This window comes from Legionella sp. JM-2024, from assembly GCF_055389095.1.
In genome coordinates, this window is record NZ_AP039388.1 from 1,350,139 (window position 1) to 1,375,819 (window position 25,681).

Here is a 25,681-nt window from a genome sequence, read left to right on the forward strand (position 1 = left end):
AAAATGCATTGCTCCTGACTAGGGTAGGCATAAATAGAGCTTTTAAAAGTACCACTATTTTTATGATTATGGGATGGAGTGGGGTATGCTTGAAAATGCTGTTTTTGTTATATCCATGATTCTCATTGCCGGTTTATTTTGTCAGTGGCTTGCATGGCGCTTAAAGCTTCCAGCTATTTTATTTTTATTATTAATGGGTATATTAGCTGGTCCTACATTACACTGGTTAAATCCGGACAAGTTGCTGGGTGATTTTCTCCTTCCTTTTGTATCGCTTGCTGTTGCTGTCATACTCTTTGAGGGAAGTCTTACATTAAAATTTCATGACATCTCGGGTATTCAGCATGTTATCAGGAATTTGATTACTATTGGCGCACTAATTACCTGGGTTATTACAGCGTTCGCAACACATATCATATTGAACTTTTCCTGGGAAGTTAGTTTTTTATTCGCTTCTTTGATGGTAGTTACTGGCCCAACAGTGATTATTCCAATGCTAAGAACAGTACATCTCAAAGAAAATATTGCCAATACCTTGCTTTGGGAAGGTATATTAATTGATCCTATTGGTGCCATTCTTGCTGTTTTAACCTATCAATTCATCATTGCGGGAGATATAGCAGGTGGATTTATGGCGGGACTTAATGTTTTTGGGAAAGTATTACTGACTGGAGTGGCTCTGGGTATCATTGGAGGAGAGTGCTTAGGTACTATTCTTAGAAAATTCTGGATTCCTCAATATTTAAATAATTTTGCAACTTTAACTTTTCTTTGTGCTGTTTTTGCTTTATCCAATTTTATAGAGTCAGAATCAGGGTTACTTGCAGTGACTGTAATGGGGGTTTGGTTAGCCAACATGAAAGGGATTGAGCTGGAGGATATTTTAAACTTTAAAGAAACGTTAAGTATTCTTTTGATTTCAATCCTTTTTATACTTTTAGCGGCTCGAATTAACTTTTCTTCTTTAATTGCACTGGGATGGCCTGCGTTAATACTTTTTGCAACCATTCAGCTATTTATCAGGCCATTAAGTGTGCATATATCGTCACTTGGTTCGAAACTGAGTTTCGCGGAACGCAATCTTGTGGCATGGATTGCACCTCGCGGAATTGTGGCAGCGGCCATCTCTACTTTATTTGCTATTAAACTGGAAGCACTTGGATATTCCGATGCCTATAAAATGGTTCCGTTAACATTTTTAATGATTATTGGAACCGTGTTACTTCAATGTGTTACAGCCAATACAATTGCCAAAATTTTTAAAGTAAATGAACCAGAGCCTAAAGGGTTTCTCATTGTTGGTGCTAATGCTGTTGCTCGAGCAATTGCTACACAGCTTGTAGAGAATGGTTTCAGGGTTTGTCTTGCAGATGAAGACCGCACAAGTATTTCCGCGGCAAAAATGAAAGGTTTAATAACCTACTGGGGCAATCCTGTTTCAAAACATGCTGAACGCCACCTTAATCTCGTTGGTATTGGTCATTTATTGATTATTACTCCTTTTGTAGAACTGAACGCGCTTGTGGCAGCTCATTACCGTTTAGAATTTGGTGCAAACGCCATATACACTCTGCAGAATGAAAAATCCAAAAGCGGAAAAACAGGAGACAGATCCACGTTTAAATATGAAGGACGTAACCTGTTTGGCCAGGTGACTTATCAGGATTTGGAAAGGCTCTTAAGTAGTAATGCAAAGATAAGAACAACGATGCTTACTGATGAATTTACCTATAATAATTATCTTGAGCAACACAAAGAGCAATGCATCCCTCTGTTTGCCATTGATCCAAATGATCATATCTATCTGTTTACAATGGAGCCGGATTTTTTGCCTAAAACAAGTTGGCGAGTCATTGCTCTGACTAAAGGATCAGATTAATCGATAAGATTTTTATCATTACAGGACTTATGAAAAACCCCAATTTCTTCGTTAAAAAATTTTTTAATTTTATCTAAACTCTCTCATTAAAAACCTTTTTTACCTTGACCTTGGTGCTTTGCGTAAGTCCTGCATTATCCTTGATACTTGCTATACCACGTTGTAATTATTTTTCAAATCCTCTTGAACTTTTATAGAGATAAGTTAATTATCAGGTTGATTTCTAAAGTTCCAATAGAGTGTTCTTGGTGTACTAAAGGATTGATAACATGAAGATATTGAAAACCACTGAAAAAAAATCGCGAAAATCCACTCCTAAAGAGAATAGGGCTTTACCGCTTCAATTGGTACGAGGTGCTGAACCGGATCGAACTTATTATCTCAGAAGTACTGTAGAAGGAATAGGGAGTTTTCTCTCTACGCGAGTCAAGGAACTTTATAACACTCTGGCCATGACTTTTTCTTTAGACTCTATGGATTGGGGTAGTTTTAAAAAGTACATTTGGCCAACGATATCTTCTGGGGCTGCTTTACTTCTAGGTGATTATCTAACTCAATCTATGAGCGAATATCAAACAGGAAGCCCAGAGTATGATTTTATTTTCAAATTTCTTTTTGGTGCAGCCATATTAGGGTATTGTGCTTTAAACCGGATAACTGATAAGAAATTTACTTCACAGGTTGAGTTATCTGCTGCTGTAGCCAGTGAGATCATGGCAATCACTTATATGTACAGTTCAGTTTTCAAGAGCACCACTTATTTATTAAATGACAGTATTTCTGATGAATATTCATTAATTGCTGGACTGGGAACCAGTGCTTTGGTAGTCCCGAGTGGGATTTCTTATCTAACACAAAAAATCCAGGAGTTTTTAGTTCGAATTCAATACAATCGAGGAGCTCAACGTTCGGATACAGCAGTGATTTCCAGCGGGCTTACACCGGTATCCAATCTGTATTTTCAAATCAATCATTTTATTGCCAGTGAGTTGATGGTTAGTTCTCGTGCATTTCAATTGGGGCTGATTGCTCACAATATTCGTTACGCCGATAGAATTGTGCAGAAATTTCGTAACTTGCCTGCCTTATTTGCTGATTTGGCGCCATCGACTATAAACAAAATGCGTCTACAGCAAGAAAAGCTTGAGCATGATTACGAATACAATCATAAATTACATCAGGTTTTAAGATTTACAACGGATGGTGCAAAATTTGTAAGTATCCCCAGGTATCGATTACGTACAGGAGATTTGGTGTATTGTGATAGTAGCATAGATTTGGCTAGTGTCCCTGTTTCTGGGGAGCTGGTTGCTTTACAGCGTGATTTAAAAGGACGCTTTACTCAAACATTGGAACAAAAAAAATTTAGCGTTAATCTTAAAGCTCAAAATGGGGAAGATGTTTGGATAGAACATCAAACCAAACCCGATTTTACTTCTCATTATAAAAAAGTGGATTTGCATGCAGTCAGAGATGGCAAACAGGCTGGGGTATTGGTTGGTGATAAGTTAAACTTATATGGCAATGATAATATTTTTATTCAAATTAAACCTGAGAAAGAGCTTCTATTAAGCAGTAATTATGAGAAAAAAGCAGTTATTAATGAGATTATTGCCGAACGAAAACAAAGGAGTGTTTTATATTCTATTTTAGGCTCCATTATAATGGCAGCCTTTTTACAAAGAGACATTACTGCAATGCCAGCAGAAACTCTCAGACTTATGTTCACACTCTTTCAAACGATGATTCCGTTTTCCGAAGCTTTTTTGCGAGAAACGGTGAATAGCCGTTTGATGAAAAAATTGAATAGCAATCTGGAGGAACAGCCCTTCGAGACTATAGATGCTCTTCGTGTGGTTGATTTATGTAATGCATTGGGTGGTTATTATCGCGACAGATTTCCAAATGGAGTGGCAATTATTTCAGATAAAACTGGTACTCTCACTACTACTAAAATGGATGTATTGGGTTTATGGACAACTGATATGTCCGCTGAAGTGCAGCAGGTGTTGAAAGAAAAAGAGGGCTTACTGCTACCAGAAGAAATGCAATGGCTTGAGTCTTTTGAAGTATTTTGCAACGCTTTTACCAATAATAAAAAAGAATTAGAACCGGAAGAGCATGCCATTTTGGGATTATTCAAATCTTTATTGGATAATCAGCAATGTTTGGAGGTTGCTATTCATGGTAATAATCATTTTAAAAAAGTGATTACTATCAAAGAGGCTAAGAAAGAAATTGAAACGTTTCATCTGGGTTTATACCGTACGTTTGGTGGGCGTTTTACTCTGGTTCAGGATGACACAGATTACTACCTTGTTTTTTGCGGGGTGCCGAAACAGGAGGCATTTAAAGAAACTCCTTTACTCAAAGCCTATACCACTATGCAAAGCCGTACGGCAGTATTATCCCGTGATTGGTGTTTAGGTCGAAGCAAGATTAGTGAGCAAGATTTTTTAATTTTGCAAGAATTATTTAATAAGGATGATAAAAAAGAGATTGAACATTTTATTTTGGAAAATACGGCCCTGCTCAGGAATTTGGTGTATTACGGTACTTTTATTATTGATAATCCTGTAAAAAAAGGGGCAGAAAAATTTATTGCTCAATGCCGAGAGGTATCTGTGCCTGTATTTGTCGCTACTGGCGATACAACGAAAGCAGCAGAAAATATTGCCAAGGTACTATGTCCGGACAATGCAAAAAACATTCTTACTATTCGTGCGGAGCAAGTTGAAGAACATGATCTTGAATTTTTGAATGAAGAATATTATCCACCGGACACTACGGTGATATTTTCTGGTGTCAATGAAGCGATTTTGGCAAGATTTCAAAAACTGATGGATAGAGAGCAGACCCAACGCCCGGTCATCATTTTTGCCGAAATGAGTACCGAAGGAAAAGGTATTTTAGCTCGTTATCTTAAGGATCATCATTATTTTGTCGTAGCCAATGGTGATGGTACTAATGATGTCATGATGATGAAAAGCTCCAATATGGTGATAGCACACCATTCAGACGATGGAACTTTTGCTCCTGGAGTAGATGGTTTATCTAATATCAGTGAAGAGCAGTTAAGAAGGTTGTTTGACTCCCAGAAAACTTTTTATGAGCTCTTTGATATTAATCTCCCAAAAAGTTTGTTTGTTCAGAAATTCGCGCCTTTAGCAAACTCACAAGAAAAACCAACGATGGCTTTGGCACTTAAAAGCGGAAAAATGACTTTTGATTTGGCTAAAACAGTTGGGGCAAATGTCACAGAAATGAATCAGCAACATTGGTATAGTGTCGTTTTTGACTTATTGTGGTTATGGATTGCATTTTATGAAATTAACGAAAGCTCTGATTTACCGATGGATAACCGGAATATCAATGCTTCGAGACTGATTTCCAATACCATGGGAATTGCATTGATAATCGCTGTTTTTCAGTCGCTGGCAAATTACTCTCTGTTTAATGAATCTACTAATTTAATCAGCATGTTTCTAATGTTGAGTCTTTTACCCCTGGTTCTAAAGAGTATTTTTTCGGGATTTAGAATGGTTCAGAATAGTGTGTATCCCAAGCCTGAAATTATTGAAGTAGAAGAGGGGGAGGATGCCGTTTCTAATAGGTCCATCTTAAGTTATTTCGGGACTTTTTTTTCACGTAAACCCGTGAAGCAATCAGAGGATGTCTATAAAACTCCTGAATTACAGTAGATCAATCTTAAGTCTTTCTAAAGACTGCAATAGACCTGATAACCATTCTTTACATCAGGCTGAGTTCATATTTTCAGGATTTCTGTATTGCAACCAAAGCAATGCAAAACCGATGACAGGGAGAAATACATCAGACCAGAAAATAATGCCGGTATTACCTGGCTCATAATTATGAGCCACAATCATTTGATAGACATGTCCACCGGCTGCACCCCATAAAAATAATGAAGGGGCAATGACAGTGGCGGCACGGAAACCAATCCGACACCAGAAACTAATAATACCTGTGACGGCAAACCCTAAGCTGGCAAAACCCACTTCCAGTTGGAAGGGGCTTTGCGACCAGCCAATAAACTGAGCAGCGATTTCGCCAAAAAATACGTGCATGATAAAGTTATAGAAATAACTAATCCCTATATTAAATAACAAGAAATAGGAAAACAGTATTTCTATAACCATGGCCTTATGAAGTGGTTTGGCTTTTAACGCTAATGTTACTCCAGCAAATACAATACTTAAAATAAAAAAGGTCAGTGTAAAATTACTTATTACGAAAACAATCAATTGTTCCATGATTTTTCCTTTCGATATTACCAAATTAGTAAAAAATGCCGTAGCTATAGTGAATTAAAATTTAAATGACTTATTCAAAAAAGCTACGTGCCTCGGTTTGACCCTGAAGTATCACCTCATAAATTATTAATACTAGTTTAAGTTGATTTTATCTCAAATTCCGGGATCCATTTTGGAACTACTCCAATGCCCGAATGGATCCCGCTGACAGCCAGCGGTACGTTGAAATAAGTCATTTAAAATTCAAGTTACTATATATTAACGTAGAGATGTGGGTTTTGCTTCAATCTCAAGATAATCATATAATTTTTTGTGATTGATTTTCCCACTGTTAGTCACTGGCATTTCATCAATAAAGTAAATAGTTGCAGGGATTTTATATTGGGCAATTTGTTCAATTAAAAATGAATTTAATTCCTCTATCGTTAATTGTTTATCATTTTTTACTACTACAAAAGCAACCGGCACTTCACCTTCATTTGCATCGGGTACACCAATCACTGCCACTACGCTAACAGCAGGATGTTTATAAATTGCTGCTTCCACTTCTCCTGGCATAATATTGGAAGTATTGCGAATAATAATGTTTTTAATACGACCTTTGTAATAAAAATCACCATGTTCATCCAGAGTCCCACAATCACCGGTTTTAAACCAATCTTCCATAAACGCTTCACTGGTTGCTTTAGGATTATTCCAATAGCTATGCAACACCATATCACCTTTTACCTGGATTTCTCCTACTTCACCACAACGCACTTCTTTTCCAGTGGAGTTCACAAGGCGTAATGTTACTCCTGCTACTGGCTTGCCAATGCAAGATTTTTGAGTTAAATCAGGGTTTCTGCAGATGGTTAACCAGATGGCTTCAGTCATACCATACCCCACTTGAATTGGTTTGCCAGCGCAAGCCAAAAATTTATTTTGGATCGCTGCAGGTAGAGCATCTCCACCTGTATAAATTCCGCGAAATGACTTAAACGTTTCTGCATCGCAGCGTCCAGATTCTAATAATTTTATAAAGGTATCAATATGATGAACGGCAAGAGTTGGCTTTTCACGCATGACTGTTGCAAGATACCAGTCCATATCAAAGCCATCATTGACCAGTGCGGTGCCTTCTCGTGATAACGTGGACAATGTTTCAATAAATCCGCTCACATGACATTGAGGCTCACAAATTATCATTTTGTCTTCAGATGTAATGTTTTCCAGAGCCAGTGAGGTTGAGTCAAGCATTGCTTCAATGGACGACAGGGTGTGTATAACGCCTTTAGGCTGCCCGGTTGAGCCAGACGTATAGAAGATAACTGCAGGTGATTCACAGGATATAGACTGTTTTGGCAAATTCTCTGATTCACTTAACAATGCATCAAAAGAGAAATAGGGATGACTTGGGCTTTCACCTACCACAAAAATCTTTTGAATTCCTGTCACTGACCAATTGACTTTCTCTAACAAAAATAATTTGTCGGCTTCGATGATTAAATAAATTGGCTTGGCATCTTGTAGCACCTTTTCAAACTCAGGTGGGGCATATCGGCGATTGACAGGCATAGCGATACAACCTGATTGAAAGCAGGCGAGGTAAATGGCTATGATTTCAAGACTATTGGGCAGCATGAAGGCAATGCGATTTCCTGAGAGTGCTGTGTTTTGCAAATGAGTTGCAATACGGTTCACTGTATCAAACAATTTCTCATAGGAGATGAGCTTACCTGCAATTACCATAGCGCTTTTTTTCGGATTACCTCCAATCTCTGAAAAATAAGCCGCTCTATACTTTTTTTAGCCATTCTGGTTTCCTGTAAGGTTTCATTTGTTAATTTTTATATTATGGATAATAATCAATAATTATGGATTAAAAATGAAAAAAAATGGATTTTATAAAGCGTACTATCGAACTGGCTCGAGAAAATGTTGAACATGGTGGTAGACCGTTTGCTTGCTTAATTGTTCAGAATGGGAAAATTCTTGCCGAAGCGCCCAATACCGTTGCGCAAACGCATGATCCTACAGCTCATGCTGAAGTTAATGCAATCCGCATTGCCACAGCGAAATTAGGCAGTGAGCATTTATACGATTGTGATTTTTATATATTAGCGCATCCTTGTCCAATGTGTCTCGCCGCAATGTATTATTGTAGCCCAAGGAAAGTGATTTTTATCACCACGAGAGAGGAATACAAAACCTATTATATTGATGATCGAAAATACTTCACTCTTGAGAATTTTTATCAGGAAATCAATAAACCCTGGAAAGAACGGAATATGCCTATGGAACATAGACCGGACAAGGAAGCGATAAAAGTCTACAAAATGCATCAGAAAAAATGGTCAGAACCCTAGCAATTGCCTTGACTATTTAAGAAAATATTCAAGGCAATTGTAGTAATATTTTAAAGCTCATACACTTGTTGAATCACTTTCACTAAATCCCATTTAGCCTGAGTAATCTCCGACATCTTTTCGCAATTCATTTTTTCAGCGTACCTTAAAAACTCCAAAGCATCTCGAATGTATTCTTTTACTGTATTGAAATCTTCTTTTATTAAATTATCACCGGCAACTCTGGTGTAGTGTCCAGCCATGTTGAGTTTATAAGTGCAAGAAGCACCAGTTTGTACCGCCTTAAGGTCAAATAAATGTTGTGAAATCAGATAACACTCCGAGGCGAGTGTTTGTACATCAGCTGAATTTCCCACACCCGGTAGTGCTGCCAGTAAAAAGCAGTGAAGTACTAAAAACCATTTTTTTAACATCAATTGACTCCTTGTTAAGTTAATACTTTGAATAATAAGTTAAAACTCAAGTATGGGGAATTCATTTCATAAACTCGGAGATTTTTATTAAGGGGGGATCAGAAAAAACGAGTAGTGTTTCACTACAGTTGGATGTTCAATGAAGTAATTATCTCATTGCATATCAATATGTATTTAATATAACCTTAATGTTTATCTTGTATACTGTTCAGCGTCTCGACTTACATGAGGAATAAAATATGCCAAATTTAAAAGATGTACCACTAGATGTTGTAGATGTCATTATGAACAAACTGGGTTCAGAAGATTTAAAGCAAGTGTCAGAACTTAGCACCAATTATCATAAACGCTATTCGAATCTGTTTTTTGCTAAAAGATGTTTAGAAAGAAACAATGATTTGAGGAATAATGTGGAATTGGTTAAAAATGGTGGAACGGTATATATCCATTTTCCTGATGAAACCGAGAAGGAAACGCAAGCGCTTGATTCAACCAATCTAAGACCAAGTTACAAATTATAATTAATAAAACTCTATTCTCTCTTCATCAAAAGCGTTGTTGTACTATTTGCAACAATGCTTTTTTGTCGAATACGGTTTTGTTTCGATAACACTTATCCAAGGCCATTCTTTGTTTATGTAAAAGTGTGACATTAGGCCTCTTGTATAACCTGTATATTTTGCTTTATTGCAAGTTGTAAAGGTTTCGAGGAGCGGAGTTTACATAGAGTAAATGAGCACCTCAGAAACCTTTGCAACACAGCAATAAAATAATAGAGGCAGGTTATGCAAGGGGTCTATTATAAAGTACTGACGTTATATGGAAACAAAACGACTTTGCTTAACACGACGATTACCATAACTTTAGATCAAAATAAGATCATAGTGTTCATTGATATGCTATAATGTTATGTTAAACCAATTACTGGAGTATCTCTAATGCCTACTGGAGTCGTTTTAAGTTCACAATCCCCTGAAGCCACAACTACCTTTCCTCGTCGAGGAGGTACTGCTGCTGGAATAAACCATGTGACAGGTTTTCCTGTGATTAAAATGCATAGAGACGCAAAATCTCGCCCTGATGAGCAGGAATCCTTTAATCAAATTAAAGACGGTAGTTTGGTTTTCATTACCGGACATAGCAATACTACTCTGGATCATATCACTGGCGGTTATGTTCCACCTGCATCCACTCCAGTCCAGCCAATGAGTACTGATTGGACCTATAAACAGTTCCGAGACCTGATTTTGGATAATGGAAATCTCAAACCAGGTGATACGATAACGATTGTTCTCTGGGCATGTAACGCCGGTGAGGGCGGTCTCAGTAGTGGCGCAGCTCTATTAGGGCGTTTATTCAGGGAAAAACAAATTAATACGAGAATCATTGGCTCAGTAGCGACCACCATGCGATTTAATGGTCACTACGCACTAACTCCGAAAGGAGTTCATGGCATGGAATTTATAACAGAGAATGGTAGCAGTGATATCCGTATTTTTGATTTTACTGAGGAAGAGACCATCGAATGGAAAAATAAAGGATCTCTTTATGTCATCAGCAACGGAATCGAGGGTTATAATTTGTATGATCGTAAACGATTGGAATCCTTGGAAAGTGAAAAAATTTACAAAGTGATGAACGAAATATTTGTAGATGGCCATTACAAAGAAAATATCAGAACCGCAGAAGAAGTGACACAATACTTCTCCAAGTCCAAATCCAAGTCCAAGACGAATTTTATATTGCGCTGGAGCTCAGCCAACGATTCGGATACTGAAAATAAGTATGTTTATATCGCAGCTTCCTTTCTGGCTTCCAACGGGATTCATAGCATTCGATATGGAATAAACAAGGATGGAGAACTTTTTTCAATACGCACGACCAACAATCGAGCCACACCAATTGAGATTTTACCTCAAGGTATAATGGCTACTCTGACTCAACATATTACTCAAAATAAAGAATTGATAGAGCAATCACTCCAGGAGAAAAAAACACAGGTTACCCCAAGTCCAAGACGGCAACATTTGGATGATCATAAAAAAGTGCCTCATAATCTTAAGCCCGAGAAAGAATTGCCATTAAAACCTGTTAAAGCACTCACTCACTTAAGAAAAACACCAGCTTCTCCTAAGCAGCCAACTAAAGAAACTGATAATTTCTCAATGTTTGTTACTCCATTGCAAGTCCAGGAATCGCTAAAAACTCATGGAAATATAACGAAGAAAAAACATGAAAAGAAAACCACAGTGAGACATGAAGAGACTACTGGCGGTCAAAAAACAAAAATCCATGTACCTAAAGCAAAAAGACCCTCTGGAGAAAATGCAAAACCAAAAATGGATTTAAGTAAAGTGCAACGAATACCAGTTGTGCAGAGGAAGCCCCATACCCATAGAAATGAATTCTTTAGTGGTCCCAAAAAAGGACTAACTGATGAGCCCAAAAAAGAAAAGGATAAAACTACATCGCCCAAGCCAAATACAATGAAGGGGGGATAATAACATCTAAATTGTTCACTGATATCAGATGGATTAGAGACGTTGTCTGAGTTTTTTGTAATTAAAGAGTATTTTTGAGCATCTTCATATTGGATAGTAGCAAAATTAAATTGAATAGTGCTCTTAATCGCTCACGACCTTGTTAAGCTACAGTGTCTTTTAGTATAGCCTTAAGTGATTTATTTAGTTAATTATGTCATTTGGTATACTGTATCATTCTGATATTGGAAGTTATTACACATCCGCTTCCTTACGGTCGCAGCTCGGATTATAGTGGCGCAAAACCGAGCTGCGACCGTAAGGAAGCGGATGTGCTTGTCACGTAGAATAAACAGTTATAGAACTCTATTTTTAAACACGGTCTGTGCTCAATCCAAGATTAAATTGTGTGAAAAAAAACTTCAGGGACGTTACCTAAAATCCTTATGGCTAAATTATTATAAGCTTTCCAATTAAAACTTGGGAAAGAATATGATTTGGAGCCTAAGTACTCCCCTGACATGAAATGGATTATATAAGAGGGTGTCAGCAATCTGCATCAACTAACTCAAACCAAAATATGGTAGTCTAAAACCTTGGTTGGAGCGGCTTTTGCAAATACTGATGTTGAAGACAATATTTGCAATTTAGTGCTTATTGTAATTCCAGTTATTTTTTGGGTAATAAATTATCTTCAATAATACTCTCATCCGGTGGTGCTCTCTTGCCAGTTCCACTGGCAAAAAATCCTGCTCCTGTAACAATCAAGCCTGCACCTACACCCGCTGCCACCAAGCCTGGAATACCGAAGCTCGCAGCATTTAATAAAACAAACGCTGTAGCTACCACCGCAATACCAAGAACCGCAATAAACCCCCCAAGAATTTGCATGCTGATATCGAGTTCAAAACCTTTGGTGAGGGCTTGTGGTTTAATAGGTACAGGTGTTGTTGTTTTTTTTGAGGGTTTACGTTTCTGAATATCTGGAAGATCTTCATTTGGTAAAAGCGGTGTCCGATCGTTAATAATTGCTGGTTGTTTATCGCGCACTTGTTCTGTTTGGCGCTCCAATTCTTTGAGACGTTCCTGCTCTTTCTGGCGTTCCAGTTCCTTGAGACGTTCCTGCTCTTTCTGGCGTTCCAGTTCCTTGAGACGTTCCTGCTCTTTCTGGTGTTCCAGTTCTTTGAGACGTTGTTGCTCTTTCTGGCGTTCCAGTTCTTTGAGACGTTGTTGCTCTTTCTGGCGTTCCAGTTCTTTGAGACGTTCCTGCTCTTTCTGGCGTTCCAGTTCTTTGAGACGTTCCTGCTCTTTCTGGCGTTCCAGTTCCTTGAGACGTTCTTGCTCTTTCTGGCGTTCCAGTTCTTTGAGACATTCCTGCTCTTTCTGGCGTTCCAGTTCCTTGAGACGTTCCTGCTCTTTCTGGTGTTCCAGTTCTTTGAGACGTTGTTGCTCTTTCTGGCGTTCCAGTTCTTTGAGACGTTGTTGCTCTTTCTGGTGTTCCAGTTCCTTGAGACGTTCTTGCTCTTTCTGGCGTTCCAGTTCTTTGAGGCGTTGTTGCTCTTTCTGGCGTTCCAGTTCTTTGAGGCGATCTTGCTCTTTCTGGCGTTCCAGTTCTTTGAGGCGTTGTTGCTCTTTCTGGCGTTCCAGTTCTTTGAGACGTTGTTGTTCTTTTTGAGGTTGTTGTACTTCTCCATGAGGTTGATTATTTATTTCTGGGGATATCTTTTCCATTTTTTCAGGAACAATTTTTACGGTATTTCTCAGAGGATTATTCAGCGTTTCTGTTGTTTCCTTATAAAATTGCATGAGTGGTCTTAGCCCTGGAATTAAAAAGCTGGTATCCAAGCTCTTATCTTCCAAAGCTGAATCAAGTTCAGCCGCTTTTTCAAAAAATAATTTCTGTTGATTTTGAGGCCATTGTGTAAAGGGGCGAGCTGGCTGATGAAATTGAGTATTTTGGCGTACCAGATAATACAAGCTTTCTTCCCGCTCAATGATGGTTTTTAATCTCGGGTTGTTTATAATGTTTAGTAGAAGTTCTTCCTCTTCATCATCAAAATAATTAGTGCTGGTAATATCATTCTCTGCCATTTTGCCTTTAATTCTTTGCACGTATTCCAAGACATCTTCATTTATCAGTGGTCTTTTTAAATCGATCTGTTGTTCTTTAATAATTTCGTTTAATTTAATAAAATCACGTTTTAGCATTTTCAGGGTATTTTCAAAGGAAACATTAGTCATCTGGAGGCGGAATACCTTACCGTGTAAGTTTTGCTTTTTTCGCAACATTTCTTCTTCGATCTGGACAATCGATTGATAGATTTTTGCTTTGCTATCTTGCAATAAGGCAGATAACAAACTGGTCTCTGATTTGGCAAGATAAACAGTAAACATATCATTGCGTACATCTTGATGTTTCGATATTCGAGTTTTTAAATCCAGGTACCCTTGGGCAATTTCCTCTTTTTTTTCTGTCAGGTTTTTTATCAAACCACTAGAAAATTTTGCTGTATCTTTATGTTCCAGGATCATTGCAACCGCCTGCCATTGTTTCTGTCGCAAGGCGAGTTGACATAATGCTTCCAATGAATGGTGCTTAATTAATAAGTCCAGGACCCGGCTTTGATGGCAGTTATCAACCAGAAAATCAATGACTTCTGGAGTAAGCTCTGTTGCTGTTTTATTATTCTCAAATACCTGATTAAAGTGTTTACCACTGTCCTTTGTTAGGGAGACTTTAAGCATTTCCAGATACATATTAGTATTTTGAAATTTTCGATCCTGCATCGGGTTTTCAAGGGATTTGAGAAGAGATGCTCTGGGGTTGGGGTATTGTAGTTTAATAATAAGCTGATATATACGGCTGCTGCCCGTTTGGTAAACCCACTCCATCATTTGATTATAATTTTTGTCCTTAAAGAGTTGTTGTAGACCTTTACGTTTAACAACATTATCCAGAGTGATATCATGGGCTAAAATCCATTCCAGAGCATTTAATTGCTGCGATTCGCACGCGTGTGTATATAAATCGTTAAATTGAATCACTTTTAAAAAGGAATCGTTGGTGATATTGGGTAATATGTTGTATTGGCCCATGCTGATAACCTGTTTACAGATCTCTGTTGCGGATAATTTTGAAAGGCGGCCTGTTTCGTAGTGATTCAGGAGTACTTTAAGCAATTTACCGTTTTTTTCTTTTAATGCTTTAGTAAAGAGTTCGTTAATAAAGAGATCAGAAAAGTCGGGTTTGATGATTTGTTGATCTATGAGTGTCGCAATGGCATTCAAATGGCCAGCTTCAAAAAGGCGTTCAAAATCTTCTTTGGCCTGATATTCGTCAGGAAATTGTTGCATCAAAATAAATGCAGAATACTCTAATTTTTCATTTATTAACTGATTCCAAAACTCGTGACGTTGTTTGCGATGAGAGGATAAATCCTGAGAAGTTTGCTTCCAGGCTTTACAAAATTGCTGGGCTAGGGAATATTGTTTTTCACGCAAAGCCATTGTTACCATTTGCAAACGCTGATCGTCATTCAACCCTTTAAACCATTCAGTGCTGATGCTTTCAGGGACAAAACTCCCACCTCGATTGAGACTGGTTAGTCCATTGGCACTATTGGTTTTTAATGAGTTTTTAAAGAGCTCTACAATATATCCTTCAAAGAGTGCTTTATATTGAGCATGAACAGATTTGATTGTATTTTCATCTTTACGTGCCAATATATAGTTAAATAGGATGGTACGTTTAGAGGATGTAGTCGTTGCGATCCCCTGAAGTAGAATATTAATCAGACCCGTTTCGCTATAGATTTGGTAGATTTCAGCCACACGTTTTTTAAATTCACTGTCATCATTGGTGGTAATGGATGAATAACTCATATCATAAAGGCCGATGCCTAAATGAGATAGTGCTTTTATTTGCGTTTGATTTTCAGTGACGAATGCCTCTTCGATAATAAAAGTAAATTCTTTTGGATCAATTTTTACTTTTTTAATATCCATTTTTTGCTTGATAAATTTAACCATAGTCTCATTGCTGACCAGCACGGCATCTTTGAGGGTTTGTTGTAATTCCTCATCTGAGGGCTTATTTTTACTCCAGTTTTGTTGGATGAATTGATTTTCACCCATAGCCATTAGAAGAGCGATACGCGATACGCTACCAATATTGTCAAATAACCCTATGGGCATCTTTAAGGTCTGCCCACTTTGCTTTATGACGGCATCAACGTATGGCTCGAGCATATGTTTATTATTACGATAAGATAAAACGCCCAGTACATCAGGATTAGGATTGATACCCTCACTGAGTAATAGCCTCATTCCTTCCGTGTCAATGTTTTGGGTGACTTCTGTGCTAAACACAATGTCGTTGTAATGTAACTTGGCTTTACATTTTAATAAATTCTTTAACAATTGATGCTGATGTCGACTGGCAGCCCACTTGATTTGTTCAAGCAACTGGGAGGAATTCAGTGAATCAATTATTGTAGCCAATTCGCTTTCTGATTTGGAGTGTATGGCCGTTAAAAGCCTTAAATTGGTCAGACTATTGAAATTTGCATTTTTTTGTTTTTGAGTTAAGAGTTTATCGCATAATTGGAGTAATTTCTGATAATCACCAGCCCCATAAAATACGGTAGATTGAGTTTTCGTTAAATCGAGTAGCGCCGATGCGAGCATCGGTCCCATTTGCTTTGTTTCTTTTGAGATATCGATATTTTGCAAATAGTGATCAAGAATCCGGTTTAATAATTGGGAATTGCCCAGCAGTAAATTCGTTACAATGGCTTCTCTCAATAATGGCTGTTTCAAATTGCCTTCAGGAAGTTGCAATACTTCATCTATTAATGATTCATATTTCAGGGCAGGTTTTGCAAGGTGAATGATTTTTTCAACATCACTATGAGTGAGAATTTTTTGCATTGTTTGGTGATCATGCGCCTTGGCAGCCCAAATCAGACTTGTATAGTCATTACCATCGATTGTAATTTTTTTACAATAGGATGTTTCCGAGAATAATTGACGTAATTGCTCATGGGAAGGATAGTCAGTACAGGCTGGCTTGGAGGGATTAGAAAAAACTCGGACGGCTAGCCCCATTTCACTGGCTTTTATTCCAAAACAATAGGAGAGCTCCTTTACCAGGTCAGTTTCATTATCAAAAGATTTAAAATGGTTCTCATAGTTGGAGTCATAAATAATAAATTTACCCTCCTTGAATTTGATATTGACAATATGATTATGTGATCGGATATCAGCAACCCGTTGATTGCGTTTGATTTGATTAAAAATGCTAGCCCATTCCGAATCACTGGCAATCAAACCAAAGTTAAATTCATTTCGAATGGGTAGTCCATTGATATGGATATACTTTTCTGTGTCAGATTGCTGAATTTGGTACCCGGAATATATTTCCGGCAGAAAATATTGTTGTACTTCCTGAAAAAAACGATCGCAGGCAATATCGGTTCCCAGTTGATAATCATCGGGTAATGCGTTGATTTTTTCTACCAAACGAAAGAATACATCTTCACGATCTTCCAAGGCATACTTTACATACATTGCAGAGAGTCCGGAGCAAACTCCTCCTCTATTAAAAGTAAAATTGGTTCGATTCGCACGGAAAATTTGATTTACTTTTTGAATAATTTGGCTTTGTGCTGGCATGTGATATCTTTTTCTGTATACAAATTGTATAATTGTAGATCATATGCTGTTTCTTTTCAATAGGAAGAAGGGGTATCCTCAGATAGTATAGACTTTTACTTTATGGACTCTTCCTTTAACAGAAATTTCTCCTAATTCAATGAATTGAAAAGCACTATGATCTGTTGCAATATAAGTGTATTCACTGATGAGGATATCGGTCTTTAACTCTTTGGTGGCGCTTTCTATTCGTGAGGCCAAATTGACAGTATCACCAATGGCTGTGTACTCCATATGCACATCAGTTCCAATATTCCCCACGATGGCACTGCCTGTGTTGATACCAACGCCAATCTGTATTTCAGTACCTAATTTTTTTGCCCAATCCGCATTGAGCGATTTCAATCCTTCACGCATTTTTAATGCCGCATGAACAGCATGATCTTCCTGATAAGAATCATCGGTGGGCGAGCCAAAGATCGCCAAAAAGCCATCCCCAAGATATTTATCCAATATTCCTTGTTGGGAAGTAATCGCTTCAATCATTTGTTCAAAAAAATGATTCAAAAAATCAACCACTTCTTCTGGTTTGATACGCTCAGAAATTGTTGTGAAATTGCGAATATCGCAGACCATTATAGTGACCTTACGTCGTTCACTAAATACCTGCGGGATTTCTCCTGTTTTCATTATTTTTTCTGCTAAGGCATGAGAAACAAAACGTGTTAGGCTCACTTGTAACATATTACGTTGCTTCAAGCCTTCAACCATTTCATTGATAACTCGACCTACTTCAGCAAATTCGTCTTTGGTGTTAATTTCGAGGTGTTGGTCTATATCGCCCTGAGCAATACTTTTTAAGGCAGTTGTAATTTTTAGTAATGGCTTATTAAACCACTGAAAAAGTAACCAACCTAAAAACATCGCAAATAAAAGTGTTATGGCAAAGATTGCAAGGCCTGAATAAAGGAGAAAATGAAATCGTTCCTGAACAGTATGGGCATTTACGTCCACTCTGATATTTCCAAGATAGTTTCCTTTTGTATCCTTTATTGGGTATAAAGCAGTTAACCATTCCCCCCAAATATCCTCAACAAATTCTGGCATAATGATGGGATAGTCATAATCTACATTGATTGTGCTTCCTGATTCAGTCCTGAATTTCATGATTGAACCCACATCGGTTTTCTCTAGTCTATCTTCTTCGGCATCTACTGCAAATCGAAGTACTTTAGGATCATTAGGATCAGGAAATAAACTATAAATGAAATTGACATAAACGTCTTTGCGGCGATTAGCGTCACGTACTTCACGAAGTTTTTTTTCAAGATCTTTATAAAGAGGAGAATCTTCAGCGGTGAGCATATTAAATTTCTGCACGTCGTCAGGATTCATAAGTACAGCTGCGGTTGCAGCAATCGATAGGGCAGACGAACCTACTTCATTGTATACTGTCTCTTTACCATATCGATAAGATAACAATAGGAATATACCGTTAGTAATTATTACAATGAGCAGCAAACCAAGAAAGAGCTTAGTTCGAAATTTCATTATTTTTCCGGTATTAGTATTACAAGACTAATTATTATAAAGTATTGGATAAAGGTAGTAAGAAGTAAAGGAATCAAAAGAGTATAATTATCAAAATGATAACTGATATGGTTGAACGAGGGCATAAGCTTATCTTTATTGTTCATGTCGTTTGATTTGGTGGTTTGAATAAAGCAGGTTGAAGTTGGTATTTGTTTATCAGATTTACAACACCATACCAACTCCTTTGTGGTGAATTCCTTCTCTCTTAAGAGACAACGCTTATTATTTTTTGGCTCCCGGAATAATTTGATCATACAATGCAGCAGCGCCCGTGACCGTATTATTAAAAGCATTCTCTATTTCAGAACCACTACTTCCATTTTGTTGAAAGAAAGGGCCAATTCGGGTTAACGCATTTTCAACTGGTCGCCTGTTTTCTCCTACTTGATGTGAAGCATAAAGTAAGGCAAACGTAGCAGTTATGGATGCAACTAATCCTAATTTTGAATCAGCATAATAAAATGGCCATAAAAGCAAATTGGTTATTCCTATCAGTATACCTGCTTTTTTAAGCTCTTCTCCGCTTGGATCATTTTTTTTTGGCATATTAATTCCTTTTTAGACAAAATTTCAGTACTGACTATATGTGAGATAATAAAAATTGCAAGCAAATTTTATAAAAATATATTAATAATCAAGTCTCAAAGGTCTTCATGAGTAATAAAAAATCCACCTCAGGTAGCACAATTATAGTAATCGTTAACGACTCTGTTAAAAATATAGGGTCTTTTAATGTTAGCTTTAACTGATTGAGTTCGTGAACCATACGTTCAAAGCTTCGGTTTCGGTTTGTCAGGACGGATTTCTTATTTTTTATCCGCTTCAATGAAATAGGTGGTATATATAGTCCTTGCAACCTTCCAAAAGAACATCCACCCCTCACAATTACTCCATACTTAGCTTACATTACACATCCGCTTCCTTACGGTCGCGGCTCGGTTTTGCCTCAATATAATCCGAGCTGCGACCGTAAGGGAGCGGGTATAGTTGGCACGTAGTGTAACCAGTTATGATGCAATATATGAACTCTATTTTAAACACAGTCTTGAGTGCTTACTAATTATAGTGGTTGGAAAGGATTGGTTTGCTAAGGTTGGAAAATCATATCAAGGCTGAAATGATTTATCTTGGTGCTGAATATCCACCAGGAATTCCTTTCTTGGAAAAAACGATTTGCCATAATTGCAGCATTCTGGCATCGAATGCGCCAGCGCAGGAAAGTAAATAGTAATTCCACATTCGAAAAAAACGTTCGCTGTATTTGGATTTAATTTGGTTCCACCCTTGGTTAAAATTCTCATGCCATGCTATTAGAGTTTTATAATAATCAGAACCAAAATTATGCCAATCTTCCATAACTAATAATTTTTCGGATGCTTTACCAATTTGCATGATGGATGGAGTCATTCCGTTAGGAAAAATATATTTTGAAATCCATGGAGTGGCTTTGGTCGAGCTTTCATTTGAGCCTATCGTGTGTAATAAAAATAGGCCATCGTCATCCAGGCACTGATGAACAATTTTCATGTATTCCAGGTAATTTTTGTAACCAACATGCTCAAACATCCCTAAAGAAACAATTCTATCAAATTTTTCATTCAAATCTCGATAATCCTGAAAGCGGATTTCAATTGGCAAATCCTTACAGCGATATTTAGCTAATTCATATTGTTGCTGGGATATGGTTATTCCTACAACGGATACCCCATAGTTTTCAGCAGCATATTTTGCTAAAGCCCCCCAGCCACATCCGATATCCAATAGTTTCATGTTGGGTTTAAGGCAGAGTTTTCGGCAGGTGAGTTCAAGCTTATCAAGTTGGGCCTGCTCCAGATTGTCAGCAGTTTTCCAATAACCGCAAGTGTAGTTCAGGTTATTATCGAGCATAATCTGAAACAAATCGTTCCCAATATCATAATGTTGCCTGCCTACTTGCAGAGAGCGTCTTTTAGTTTGCAGGTTAAATAACTTGGATAAAAATAGTTTCAAGGCAAATTTCAAGTTGATTTGAATTTTGGATTCAAGGTTTGCGTTGATCAGCTTTGAAATAAACAAATCAATTCGTTGACAGTCCCACCAGCCATCCATGTAGCTTTCACCCAAACCCAGATCGGCATCATGTAATACTCGTGAATAGAACTGATCATTATAGATTTGGATATCCCATGGAGTTTGCCCATTCACGTTGATGTTTGCTATCTGTAGCAGGTTATTAACAAGCGATTTAGCTGAGCTATTTCCTATGCCCATGAAAACTCCCATCCCTTAATATTGTTTGAACTCTTAAAATGAACCTCCAATTATTTTCAATATGTTATTGAAAATAATTGGATACCTGCATTGAGTTTTTTCCATTATTAAAACGCTTTACTTTAAAATTATCAAGTAACCTCATTCTGACCTTACTAAAATAAATAATAGCAAATAGGCTATCATTTAATGTGAACTCGATATAAGACAATTGTATGGTTTTCTTACATCGACCTGTTTATTCATTTCATTTATAAAGCAATTAAGAAGGAGTTTTGTATGGAAACAATAGAATTAAAGAATTTTAACGCCCCTGACGAATTACGTAACTTACCCAAAACCAAAATCGAAGTCATCAACCTGGGTGATAAAACTTTAATGCGTGCGACTTTTCAGCCAGGTTGGAAATGGTCTGAATGTGTCAAGCCAACGGTAGGTACTCCAAGCTGTCAGGCTCCTCATTTTAATTACATCATTTCTGGACGAATTATGATTGCAATGGATGATGGAAAACAAAAAACACTAGGTCCTGGTGACGTCGCTCTCATTGAACCTGGTCATGATGCCTGGGTAGTGGGTGATGAACCTTGTGTTGCCCTGGATTTCACTGCTGGTAAACTATATGGTAAAGTTTAGACGATTGTTTATTTTGCACTGTCACGGCTTTGCAAGAGTAACCTGGATGTGAAAGCCTCAACATCCAGGTTTTAATACCATCTTTAACCGCTTATAGCATCTAAAATGGAAGTAACGATGTAATAAATGATAAGCAAAACAAATAATACAATGGAGATCAAAGGTAATATAATAGTAAACGTACGAACGAGGCCTGCCGAAATTTTACTTGAACAATGGTTGGCAGAACCCCAAAATGCTTTTAGTAGCCAAATATAAAAAACTATGCCATATGAAAGGAGGATTAAGGATGAGATATTCTCCAGCGACCATGGTTTGGTACTGGCTAATACTACAGCAAATATAATATAAAACCCAATGTATGCTAATCCACCTTCAAGCAAAAAATAATCGCCGCCTGATCCAAACAGGACTTCAGAAAATTTAAGTTCCCCGTTCCAGCCACGCTTAAAATAGCGAAACATATACCCTCTTTGTTTTGTTTATTATTTTTAATTATAGCTAGGTATTAAAAAGTTGATTAAAGAACTTTTGCTTGCATTTGACTATTGATGACAAAGGTATTGAGTTAAACGTATAAGACGTTTATCTGAATAAGTTGGTTTTACTCATTTGAATTGACAGTCAATTAAAAAATTATTGGGCCTAAACCTAGGGAGTCTCATTATGAAATGACCACTCACTTCGGCTATAAGCCCATTTTAGATTCTCTTACAATGCCCTATAGGTCACTGACGGATTACACATTGCCTATGTATTTCAAGCCAATATATGGGCCAGAAGCTCCGAAGTCAGTCTCGAATGAGTTTCCTAAACCGACAATTATTGCGGCTCTATTATGTAGGGCATTGAAATAATTAAACCACATATATCCTACGTCCAGAGTCAAATCACCCTGAGCCATAGCATAAGTGTAATCGGCTCCCAGCTTCATTTCTATTTCTGGTACTATCGCATTTTTAGAGCCAGAGGAATTACCGCAAACGGTGCAGTTATCATAGAAATCACTAGTACCAACTAAAATCGCGATTGCTGATTTTGCGTAAATGCCGAATCCATTCCCAAATACATAATTCATATCAAGACCAGTACGTGGTCCAAAGCCATTGAATTTTGAATTAAAATTATCTAAAAAAGCGCCATTGAAATGGCGATTGACATCAGTCTTGATGTGTGCATACTGAACGCCTCCGTGGAAACGCATTTTTTTGTTTGCACTAAAATCAACGAATTGACCTAACTCCGCGTTAACGGCGTCCCAGTTAATATCGTAGGTATGCAATTGATCAATAAAGGCCCAATGATCAGTGTCAGTATCCAAATGATACCAATTGACGTTTAGATCATTTCCAGTATTGAAATGATATGAACCTTCTAATTTGAAGCCCCAATCCCACTCGAGATCAACATCATGCCAATACTGCCAGTTACCAGATTGAGTAAAACCGTTGTAGCCCCAATTAGCATCATAACTTGGTTGCAAATAAAGTGCTGTGATGCCAATATCCCATGCAGTTCTCTCACAAGGAACGGTTACGTTACCCGGAGTGCATACTGGTCCCATCGTGCCAGCGAACAATGCACTGCTTCCGAGAGCGAGTACTGCTGCGGTTGTTTTTTTTAAACTAAACATTCCTAATCTCCATCCAACTAATGATTTGTTATTTATATTGTGTAATTAAACTGAATTATTACAGTGTATTTTTTATTACTTATATTTGATTGAAACGTCTGTAAGAGTATCTAAAGTGGCTTTAAACAAGTCAAGATTTAATGATAAAAAATTCAATATTTCCAATAACTTAATCATTAATTGAACAGTGGATCTGTATTTCAATCATATTGGGGATGCTTCAAGTGGTTGTGATGAATTGAGTGAAAAGCCACTTTAGACAGTGTCGATAGTAGAATCGCTTACTTCGAACTTTGTTCTATTTTAGCCTTCTTTATCATTTCATCAATAAAGGGGTGTTTCATTTCAGAATAGTTTAATAATGTATCAACTCCCGAATCAAAAACGTTCTTTTTAAGAAGACTGTAGGCCTGCGCTGTATCAGGATATTTTATTAAATAATCTCGAAATAAAAGATTATTAATCCATATCTCGCTTTGGTATTGGCATAATGCAATGTTGTAAGAGTATGGATTGCGTTTTCTAAAATAGAGACGTCCTGGAACATTGGCATTTCCTAAATATTGATATCCTAACTCTATCAGATCTTTTATAGCCAATTCAGGGTTTTCCAGATTTTCTATTCCAATCATAATATCAATAATTGGTTTGGAATAAATGTCTGGAATAGAAGTACTTCCAATATGTTGTATTTCGATAATTTGAGTTCCCAATTTTTTTAGTATACGTGTCGCTTCTAGCTTATAAAGTTCATTCCATTGATGATTAAAGGGAGCCAGCATAATTTTTTCGTCAATATCCAGGGAGTTCCCCAGATCAGCGTTCAAGGCTTCTGTTTCAATAATTAAAGTATTCATTAAATCCCTTGCTGACATGTTTCGGCACAGGTTGGCGGATTGCCCTGCCCATAATGACATAAAGTCGATATTATCGGTTTCCTTAGCTCTTTGTCTCATTATATTGGTTAATGCATTTTGAATCGGGTAATCAAGAATATTACTTTCCCTATTATCCATACAGACAATGAATTTATTACGTATCCCGCGAGCTAACTTTCCAGAAAAAGCGCGTGTTAGTACAGTATTGTCTTGCTGCTGTGTTAATAAGGCTTGTTTGTATTGTTGAGAGATACCTGCTTCGAAACAACTTAAAAACGCTGTTCCCATTTGCACACAAGAGGCGCCTGCGTTAATTGCGGTGCCTATCCCGTGTCCATTCATGATTCCTCCCGCTGCAATAATTGGAATTTTTATTTTCTCAATTAATTGCTTTACCAGAGGGAGCATTTTAATCAATGCGTCTTCAGCATTGCCAACGAAAGTACCCCTATGGCCACCTGCTTCGCTTCCTTGAGCAACAATGGCATCAATACCACTTTGTTCGAGTGCTATTGCTTCATCTAAGCTGGTTGCTGTTCCAATTAAAATGGTTCCATTTTTTCTAAATTGTGATGACCAGAGAGGATCCAAAGTGCCAAATGTATAGCTAAAAACAGGGATTTTTTCTTCAATCAAGAGATGTATTTGTTCTTCAAAAGATTGGGAGTAGGGTTCTTTAACCGGTTTAATGGCAATATTTAGCTCGATACAGCAGTGATTAATATCATCACATGCTTTTTGAATTTGTCCTGGTGTCGCGTAATGGGCTTCGGGTATAAAAAGATTAACTGCAAAAGGCCGATTTGTTAATTGACGAATTTTTCTTATTGCTTGTCTAATCGCAGTTGGGCTCATGTATCCAGCACCTAGAGAACCTAAACCACCAGCATTAGATACTGCAGCTACTAATTCTGGTGTGCTAGCACCACCAGCCATAGGTGCCTGGATAATTGGGAATGGTATGCCGATTTTTTCAGTTAATTTTGTGTGTTTCATGCTGTGTACAACCAAAAAATTGAGATAAGGTACCTGCAATAGTTAACTTTTTTTCTAAAAAATGATGGGTTGCGAGGTGCTCATCAGAGTTATCTAATAACCAAAAACCAAATGTGGACAAATAAATAATAGTCAATCCAGTTTCTTGTAAGGCTCGATAAGGAAAAATCTCGGTAAAACCTGCCGCTTCGCGCCACCACTGAACAGTCTGGCTGATGCGCTTGATTGCGGGTAGTTGAATATGCAGATGACCAGGTTCCAGTTTATGGCATATCATTTGTCTAATAACACGTTGTTGCCCATCAAAAGCACTCAACCAGGCTATTAATAAGGTATGTAATTTTTTTTCAAAGGTGAGAGAATTAAATTCAGGTTTTAAGGAAGCATTGAGCATGGCGTCATCGGCACGGTCAAAGCATGCATCAATAATTTGATCTTTTTCGGCAAAAAAATATCGAATTGTATTTAGATTAATATTTAATGCTGTAGCGATATCAACTAATCTCACCTTTTCCCAGGATGTTTTCTGAGCAATGGAAATTGCTGTGTTAATAATTTCATTTTTTAGTGATGGTGCAATTTTTTTCATTGAACACCTCCATTTCTACTATTAGTTTATAACTATTTTTGTGTTCCGGATGAAATTTTC

At 37.4% G+C, this 25,681-nt stretch carries 17 protein-coding genes and 1 pseudogene; 6 read left to right on the plus strand and 12 right to left on the minus strand.

The genetic code is table 11. The features are described from left to right. The first annotated feature begins 85 nt into the window (after nucleotides 1-85). Entirely contained in the window at nucleotides 86-1,879 is a 1,794-nt protein-coding gene (locus ACZ5EK_RS05955) for a cation:proton antiporter (RefSeq protein WP_464431867.1), read from the plus strand. Nucleotides 1,880-2,148: 269 nt separating this feature from the next. Further along, nucleotides 2,149-5,580 carry an HAD family hydrolase gene (locus ACZ5EK_RS05960; protein ID WP_464431868.1) on the plus strand — a complete coding sequence of 1,144 codons (3,432 nt, stop codon included), beginning with the start codon at nucleotides 2,149-2,151 and terminating at the stop codon, nucleotides 5,578-5,580. Between the two features lie 54 nt (nucleotides 5,581-5,634). Here ACZ5EK_RS05960 and ACZ5EK_RS05965 read toward each other — a convergent pair whose 3' ends face one another. Beyond that, a complete protein-coding gene (locus ACZ5EK_RS05965) occupies nucleotides 5,635-6,153 on the minus strand; it encodes a DUF6790 family protein (RefSeq protein WP_464431870.1) in 519 nt (172 codons plus the stop codon). Between the two features lie 258 nt (nucleotides 6,154-6,411). Further along, a complete protein-coding gene (locus tag ACZ5EK_RS05970) occupies nucleotides 6,412-7,884 on the minus strand; it encodes a class I adenylate-forming enzyme family protein (RefSeq protein WP_464431872.1) in 1,473 nt (490 codons plus the stop codon). A gap of 146 nt (nucleotides 7,885-8,030) precedes the next feature. Between ACZ5EK_RS05970 and ACZ5EK_RS05975 the strand changes: the two genes are divergently transcribed. Further along, on the plus strand, nucleotides 8,031-8,501 hold the full coding sequence (locus ACZ5EK_RS05975; protein WP_464431874.1) for a nucleoside deaminase: 471 nt from the start codon (nucleotides 8,031-8,033) through the stop codon (nucleotides 8,499-8,501). Between the two features lie 50 nt (nucleotides 8,502-8,551). On the opposite strand, the gene ACZ5EK_RS05980 is transcribed toward ACZ5EK_RS05975, so the two are convergent. Further along, the gene (locus tag ACZ5EK_RS05980; RefSeq protein ID WP_464431876.1) at nucleotides 8,552-8,914 is read right to left on the minus strand and encodes a hypothetical protein; all 363 of its coding nucleotides are present in this window, start codon (nucleotides 8,912-8,914) and stop codon (nucleotides 8,552-8,554) included. A 239-nt stretch (nucleotides 8,915-9,153) separates the two neighbouring features. Here ACZ5EK_RS05980 and ACZ5EK_RS05985 point away from each other — a divergent pair, with 239 nt between their 5' ends. Both ACZ5EK_RS05985 and ACZ5EK_RS05990 read left to right on the plus strand, forming a co-directional pair. Continuing rightward, nucleotides 9,154-9,435: a hypothetical protein gene (locus ACZ5EK_RS05985; protein WP_464431878.1), complete on the plus strand. Its 282-nt coding sequence runs from the start codon at nucleotides 9,154-9,156 to the stop codon at nucleotides 9,433-9,435. 417 nt (nucleotides 9,436-9,852) lie between these two features. After that, nucleotides 9,853-11,415, plus strand: coding sequence for a Dot/Icm T4SS effector RavO (locus ACZ5EK_RS05990; protein ID WP_464431880.1), 1,563 nt, complete (start codon nucleotides 9,853-9,855; stop codon nucleotides 11,413-11,415). A gap of 648 nt (nucleotides 11,416-12,063) precedes the next feature. On the opposite strand, the gene ACZ5EK_RS05995 is transcribed toward ACZ5EK_RS05990, so the two are convergent. From ACZ5EK_RS05995 to cfa, 4 genes are all read right to left on the minus strand, one after another. Next, nucleotides 12,064-17,067: a hypothetical protein gene (locus ACZ5EK_RS05995; RefSeq protein WP_464431881.1), complete on the minus strand. Its 5,004-nt coding sequence runs from the start codon at nucleotides 17,065-17,067 to the stop codon at nucleotides 12,064-12,066. 78 nt (nucleotides 17,068-17,145) lie between these two features. After that, nucleotides 17,146-18,597 carry an adenylate/guanylate cyclase domain-containing protein gene (locus tag ACZ5EK_RS06000; protein WP_464431884.1) on the minus strand — a complete coding sequence of 484 codons (1,452 nt, stop codon included), beginning with the start codon at nucleotides 18,595-18,597 and terminating at the stop codon, nucleotides 17,146-17,148. A gap of 264 nt (nucleotides 18,598-18,861) precedes the next feature. After that, complete coding sequence (locus ACZ5EK_RS06005; protein WP_464431886.1) at nucleotides 18,862-19,185, minus strand: hypothetical protein; 324 nt, start codon at nucleotides 19,183-19,185, stop codon at nucleotides 18,862-18,864. Nucleotides 19,186-19,761: 576 nt separating this feature from the next. Then, a complete protein-coding gene (cfa, locus tag ACZ5EK_RS06010; RefSeq protein WP_464431888.1) occupies nucleotides 19,762-20,889 on the minus strand; it encodes a cyclopropane fatty acyl phospholipid synthase in 1,128 nt (375 codons plus the stop codon). Nucleotides 20,890-21,168: 279 nt separating this feature from the next. On the opposite strand from cfa, the gene ACZ5EK_RS06015 reads away from it, so the two are divergent. Continuing rightward, entirely contained in the window at nucleotides 21,169-21,525 is a 357-nt protein-coding gene (locus tag ACZ5EK_RS06015) for a cupin domain-containing protein (protein ID WP_464431889.1), read from the plus strand. 83 nt (nucleotides 21,526-21,608) lie between these two features. On the opposite strand, the gene ACZ5EK_RS06020 is transcribed toward ACZ5EK_RS06015, so the two are convergent. From ACZ5EK_RS06020 to ACZ5EK_RS06040, 5 genes and pseudogenes are all read right to left on the minus strand, one after another. Further along, nucleotides 21,609-21,989 (minus strand): hypothetical protein, encoded by a 381-nt coding sequence (locus tag ACZ5EK_RS06020; protein ID WP_464431891.1) that lies wholly within the window; start codon nucleotides 21,987-21,989, stop codon nucleotides 21,609-21,611. A 275-nt stretch (nucleotides 21,990-22,264) separates the two neighbouring features. Next, nucleotides 22,265-23,158: an Lpg1974 family pore-forming outer membrane protein gene (locus ACZ5EK_RS06025; RefSeq protein ID WP_464431892.1), complete on the minus strand. Its 894-nt coding sequence runs from the start codon at nucleotides 23,156-23,158 to the stop codon at nucleotides 22,265-22,267. A 281-nt stretch (nucleotides 23,159-23,439) separates the two neighbouring features. After that, entirely contained in the window at nucleotides 23,440-24,015 is a 576-nt protein-coding gene (locus ACZ5EK_RS06030) for a GrpB family protein (RefSeq protein ID WP_464432462.1), read from the minus strand. Continuing rightward, nucleotides 23,989-25,032 (minus strand): annotated as a pseudogene (locus tag ACZ5EK_RS06035) (NAD(P)H-dependent flavin oxidoreductase); the annotation flags it as partial. The gene ACZ5EK_RS06030 and the pseudogene ACZ5EK_RS06035, both read right to left, overlap by 27 nt. Further along, nucleotides 25,010-25,621: a TetR/AcrR family transcriptional regulator gene (locus ACZ5EK_RS06040; protein ID WP_464431894.1), complete on the minus strand. Its 612-nt coding sequence runs from the start codon at nucleotides 25,619-25,621 to the stop codon at nucleotides 25,010-25,012. The pseudogene ACZ5EK_RS06035 and the gene ACZ5EK_RS06040, both read right to left, overlap by 23 nt. Nucleotides 25,622-25,681: the final 60 nt, after the last annotated feature.

What these genes read in the sequence shown, in the direction of transcription:
- ACZ5EK_RS05955 (WP_464431867.1), top strand. Translation starts at nt 86, where the DNA reads ATGCTTGAAAATGCTGTTTTTGTTATATCCATGATTCTCATTGCCGGT.
- ACZ5EK_RS05960 (WP_464431868.1), top strand. Translation starts at nt 2,149, where the DNA reads ATGAAGATATTGAAAACCACTGAAAAAAAATCGCGAAAATCCACTCCT.
- ACZ5EK_RS05965 (WP_464431870.1), bottom strand. Translation starts at nt 6,153, where the DNA reads ATGGAACAATTGATTGTTTTCGTAATAAGTAATTTTACACTGACCTTT.
- ACZ5EK_RS05970 (WP_464431872.1), bottom strand. Translation starts at nt 7,884, where the DNA reads ATGGTAATTGCAGGTAAGCTCATCTCCTATGAGAAATTGTTTGATACA.
- ACZ5EK_RS05975 (WP_464431874.1), top strand. Translation starts at nt 8,031, where the DNA reads ATGGATTTTATAAAGCGTACTATCGAACTGGCTCGAGAAAATGTTGAA.
- ACZ5EK_RS05980 (WP_464431876.1), bottom strand. Translation starts at nt 8,914, where the DNA reads ATGTTAAAAAAATGGTTTTTAGTACTTCACTGCTTTTTACTGGCAGCA.
- ACZ5EK_RS05985 (WP_464431878.1), top strand. Translation starts at nt 9,154, where the DNA reads ATGCCAAATTTAAAAGATGTACCACTAGATGTTGTAGATGTCATTATG.
- ACZ5EK_RS05990 (WP_464431880.1), top strand. Translation starts at nt 9,853, where the DNA reads ATGCCTACTGGAGTCGTTTTAAGTTCACAATCCCCTGAAGCCACAACT.
- ACZ5EK_RS05995 (WP_464431881.1), bottom strand. Translation starts at nt 17,067, where the DNA reads ATGCCAGCACAAAGCCAAATTATTCAAAAAGTAAATCAAATTTTCCGT.
- ACZ5EK_RS06000 (WP_464431884.1), bottom strand. Translation starts at nt 18,597, where the DNA reads ATGAAATTTCGAACTAAGCTCTTTCTTGGTTTGCTGCTCATTGTAATA.
- ACZ5EK_RS06005 (WP_464431886.1), bottom strand. Translation starts at nt 19,185, where the DNA reads ATGCCAAAAAAAAATGATCCAAGCGGAGAAGAGCTTAAAAAAGCAGGT.
- cfa (WP_464431888.1), bottom strand. Translation starts at nt 20,889, where the DNA reads ATGGGCATAGGAAATAGCTCAGCTAAATCGCTTGTTAATAACCTGCTA.
- ACZ5EK_RS06015 (WP_464431889.1), top strand. Translation starts at nt 21,169, where the DNA reads ATGGAAACAATAGAATTAAAGAATTTTAACGCCCCTGACGAATTACGT.
- ACZ5EK_RS06020 (WP_464431891.1), bottom strand. Translation starts at nt 21,989, where the DNA reads ATGTTTCGCTATTTTAAGCGTGGCTGGAACGGGGAACTTAAATTTTCT.
- ACZ5EK_RS06025 (WP_464431892.1), bottom strand. Translation starts at nt 23,158, where the DNA reads ATGTTTAGTTTAAAAAAAACAACCGCAGCAGTACTCGCTCTCGGAAGC.
- ACZ5EK_RS06030 (WP_464432462.1), bottom strand. Translation starts at nt 24,015, where the DNA reads ATGAATACTTTAATTATTGAAACAGAAGCCTTGAACGCTGATCTGGGG.
- ACZ5EK_RS06040 (WP_464431894.1), bottom strand. Translation starts at nt 25,621, where the DNA reads ATGAAAAAAATTGCACCATCACTAAAAAATGAAATTATTAACACAGCA.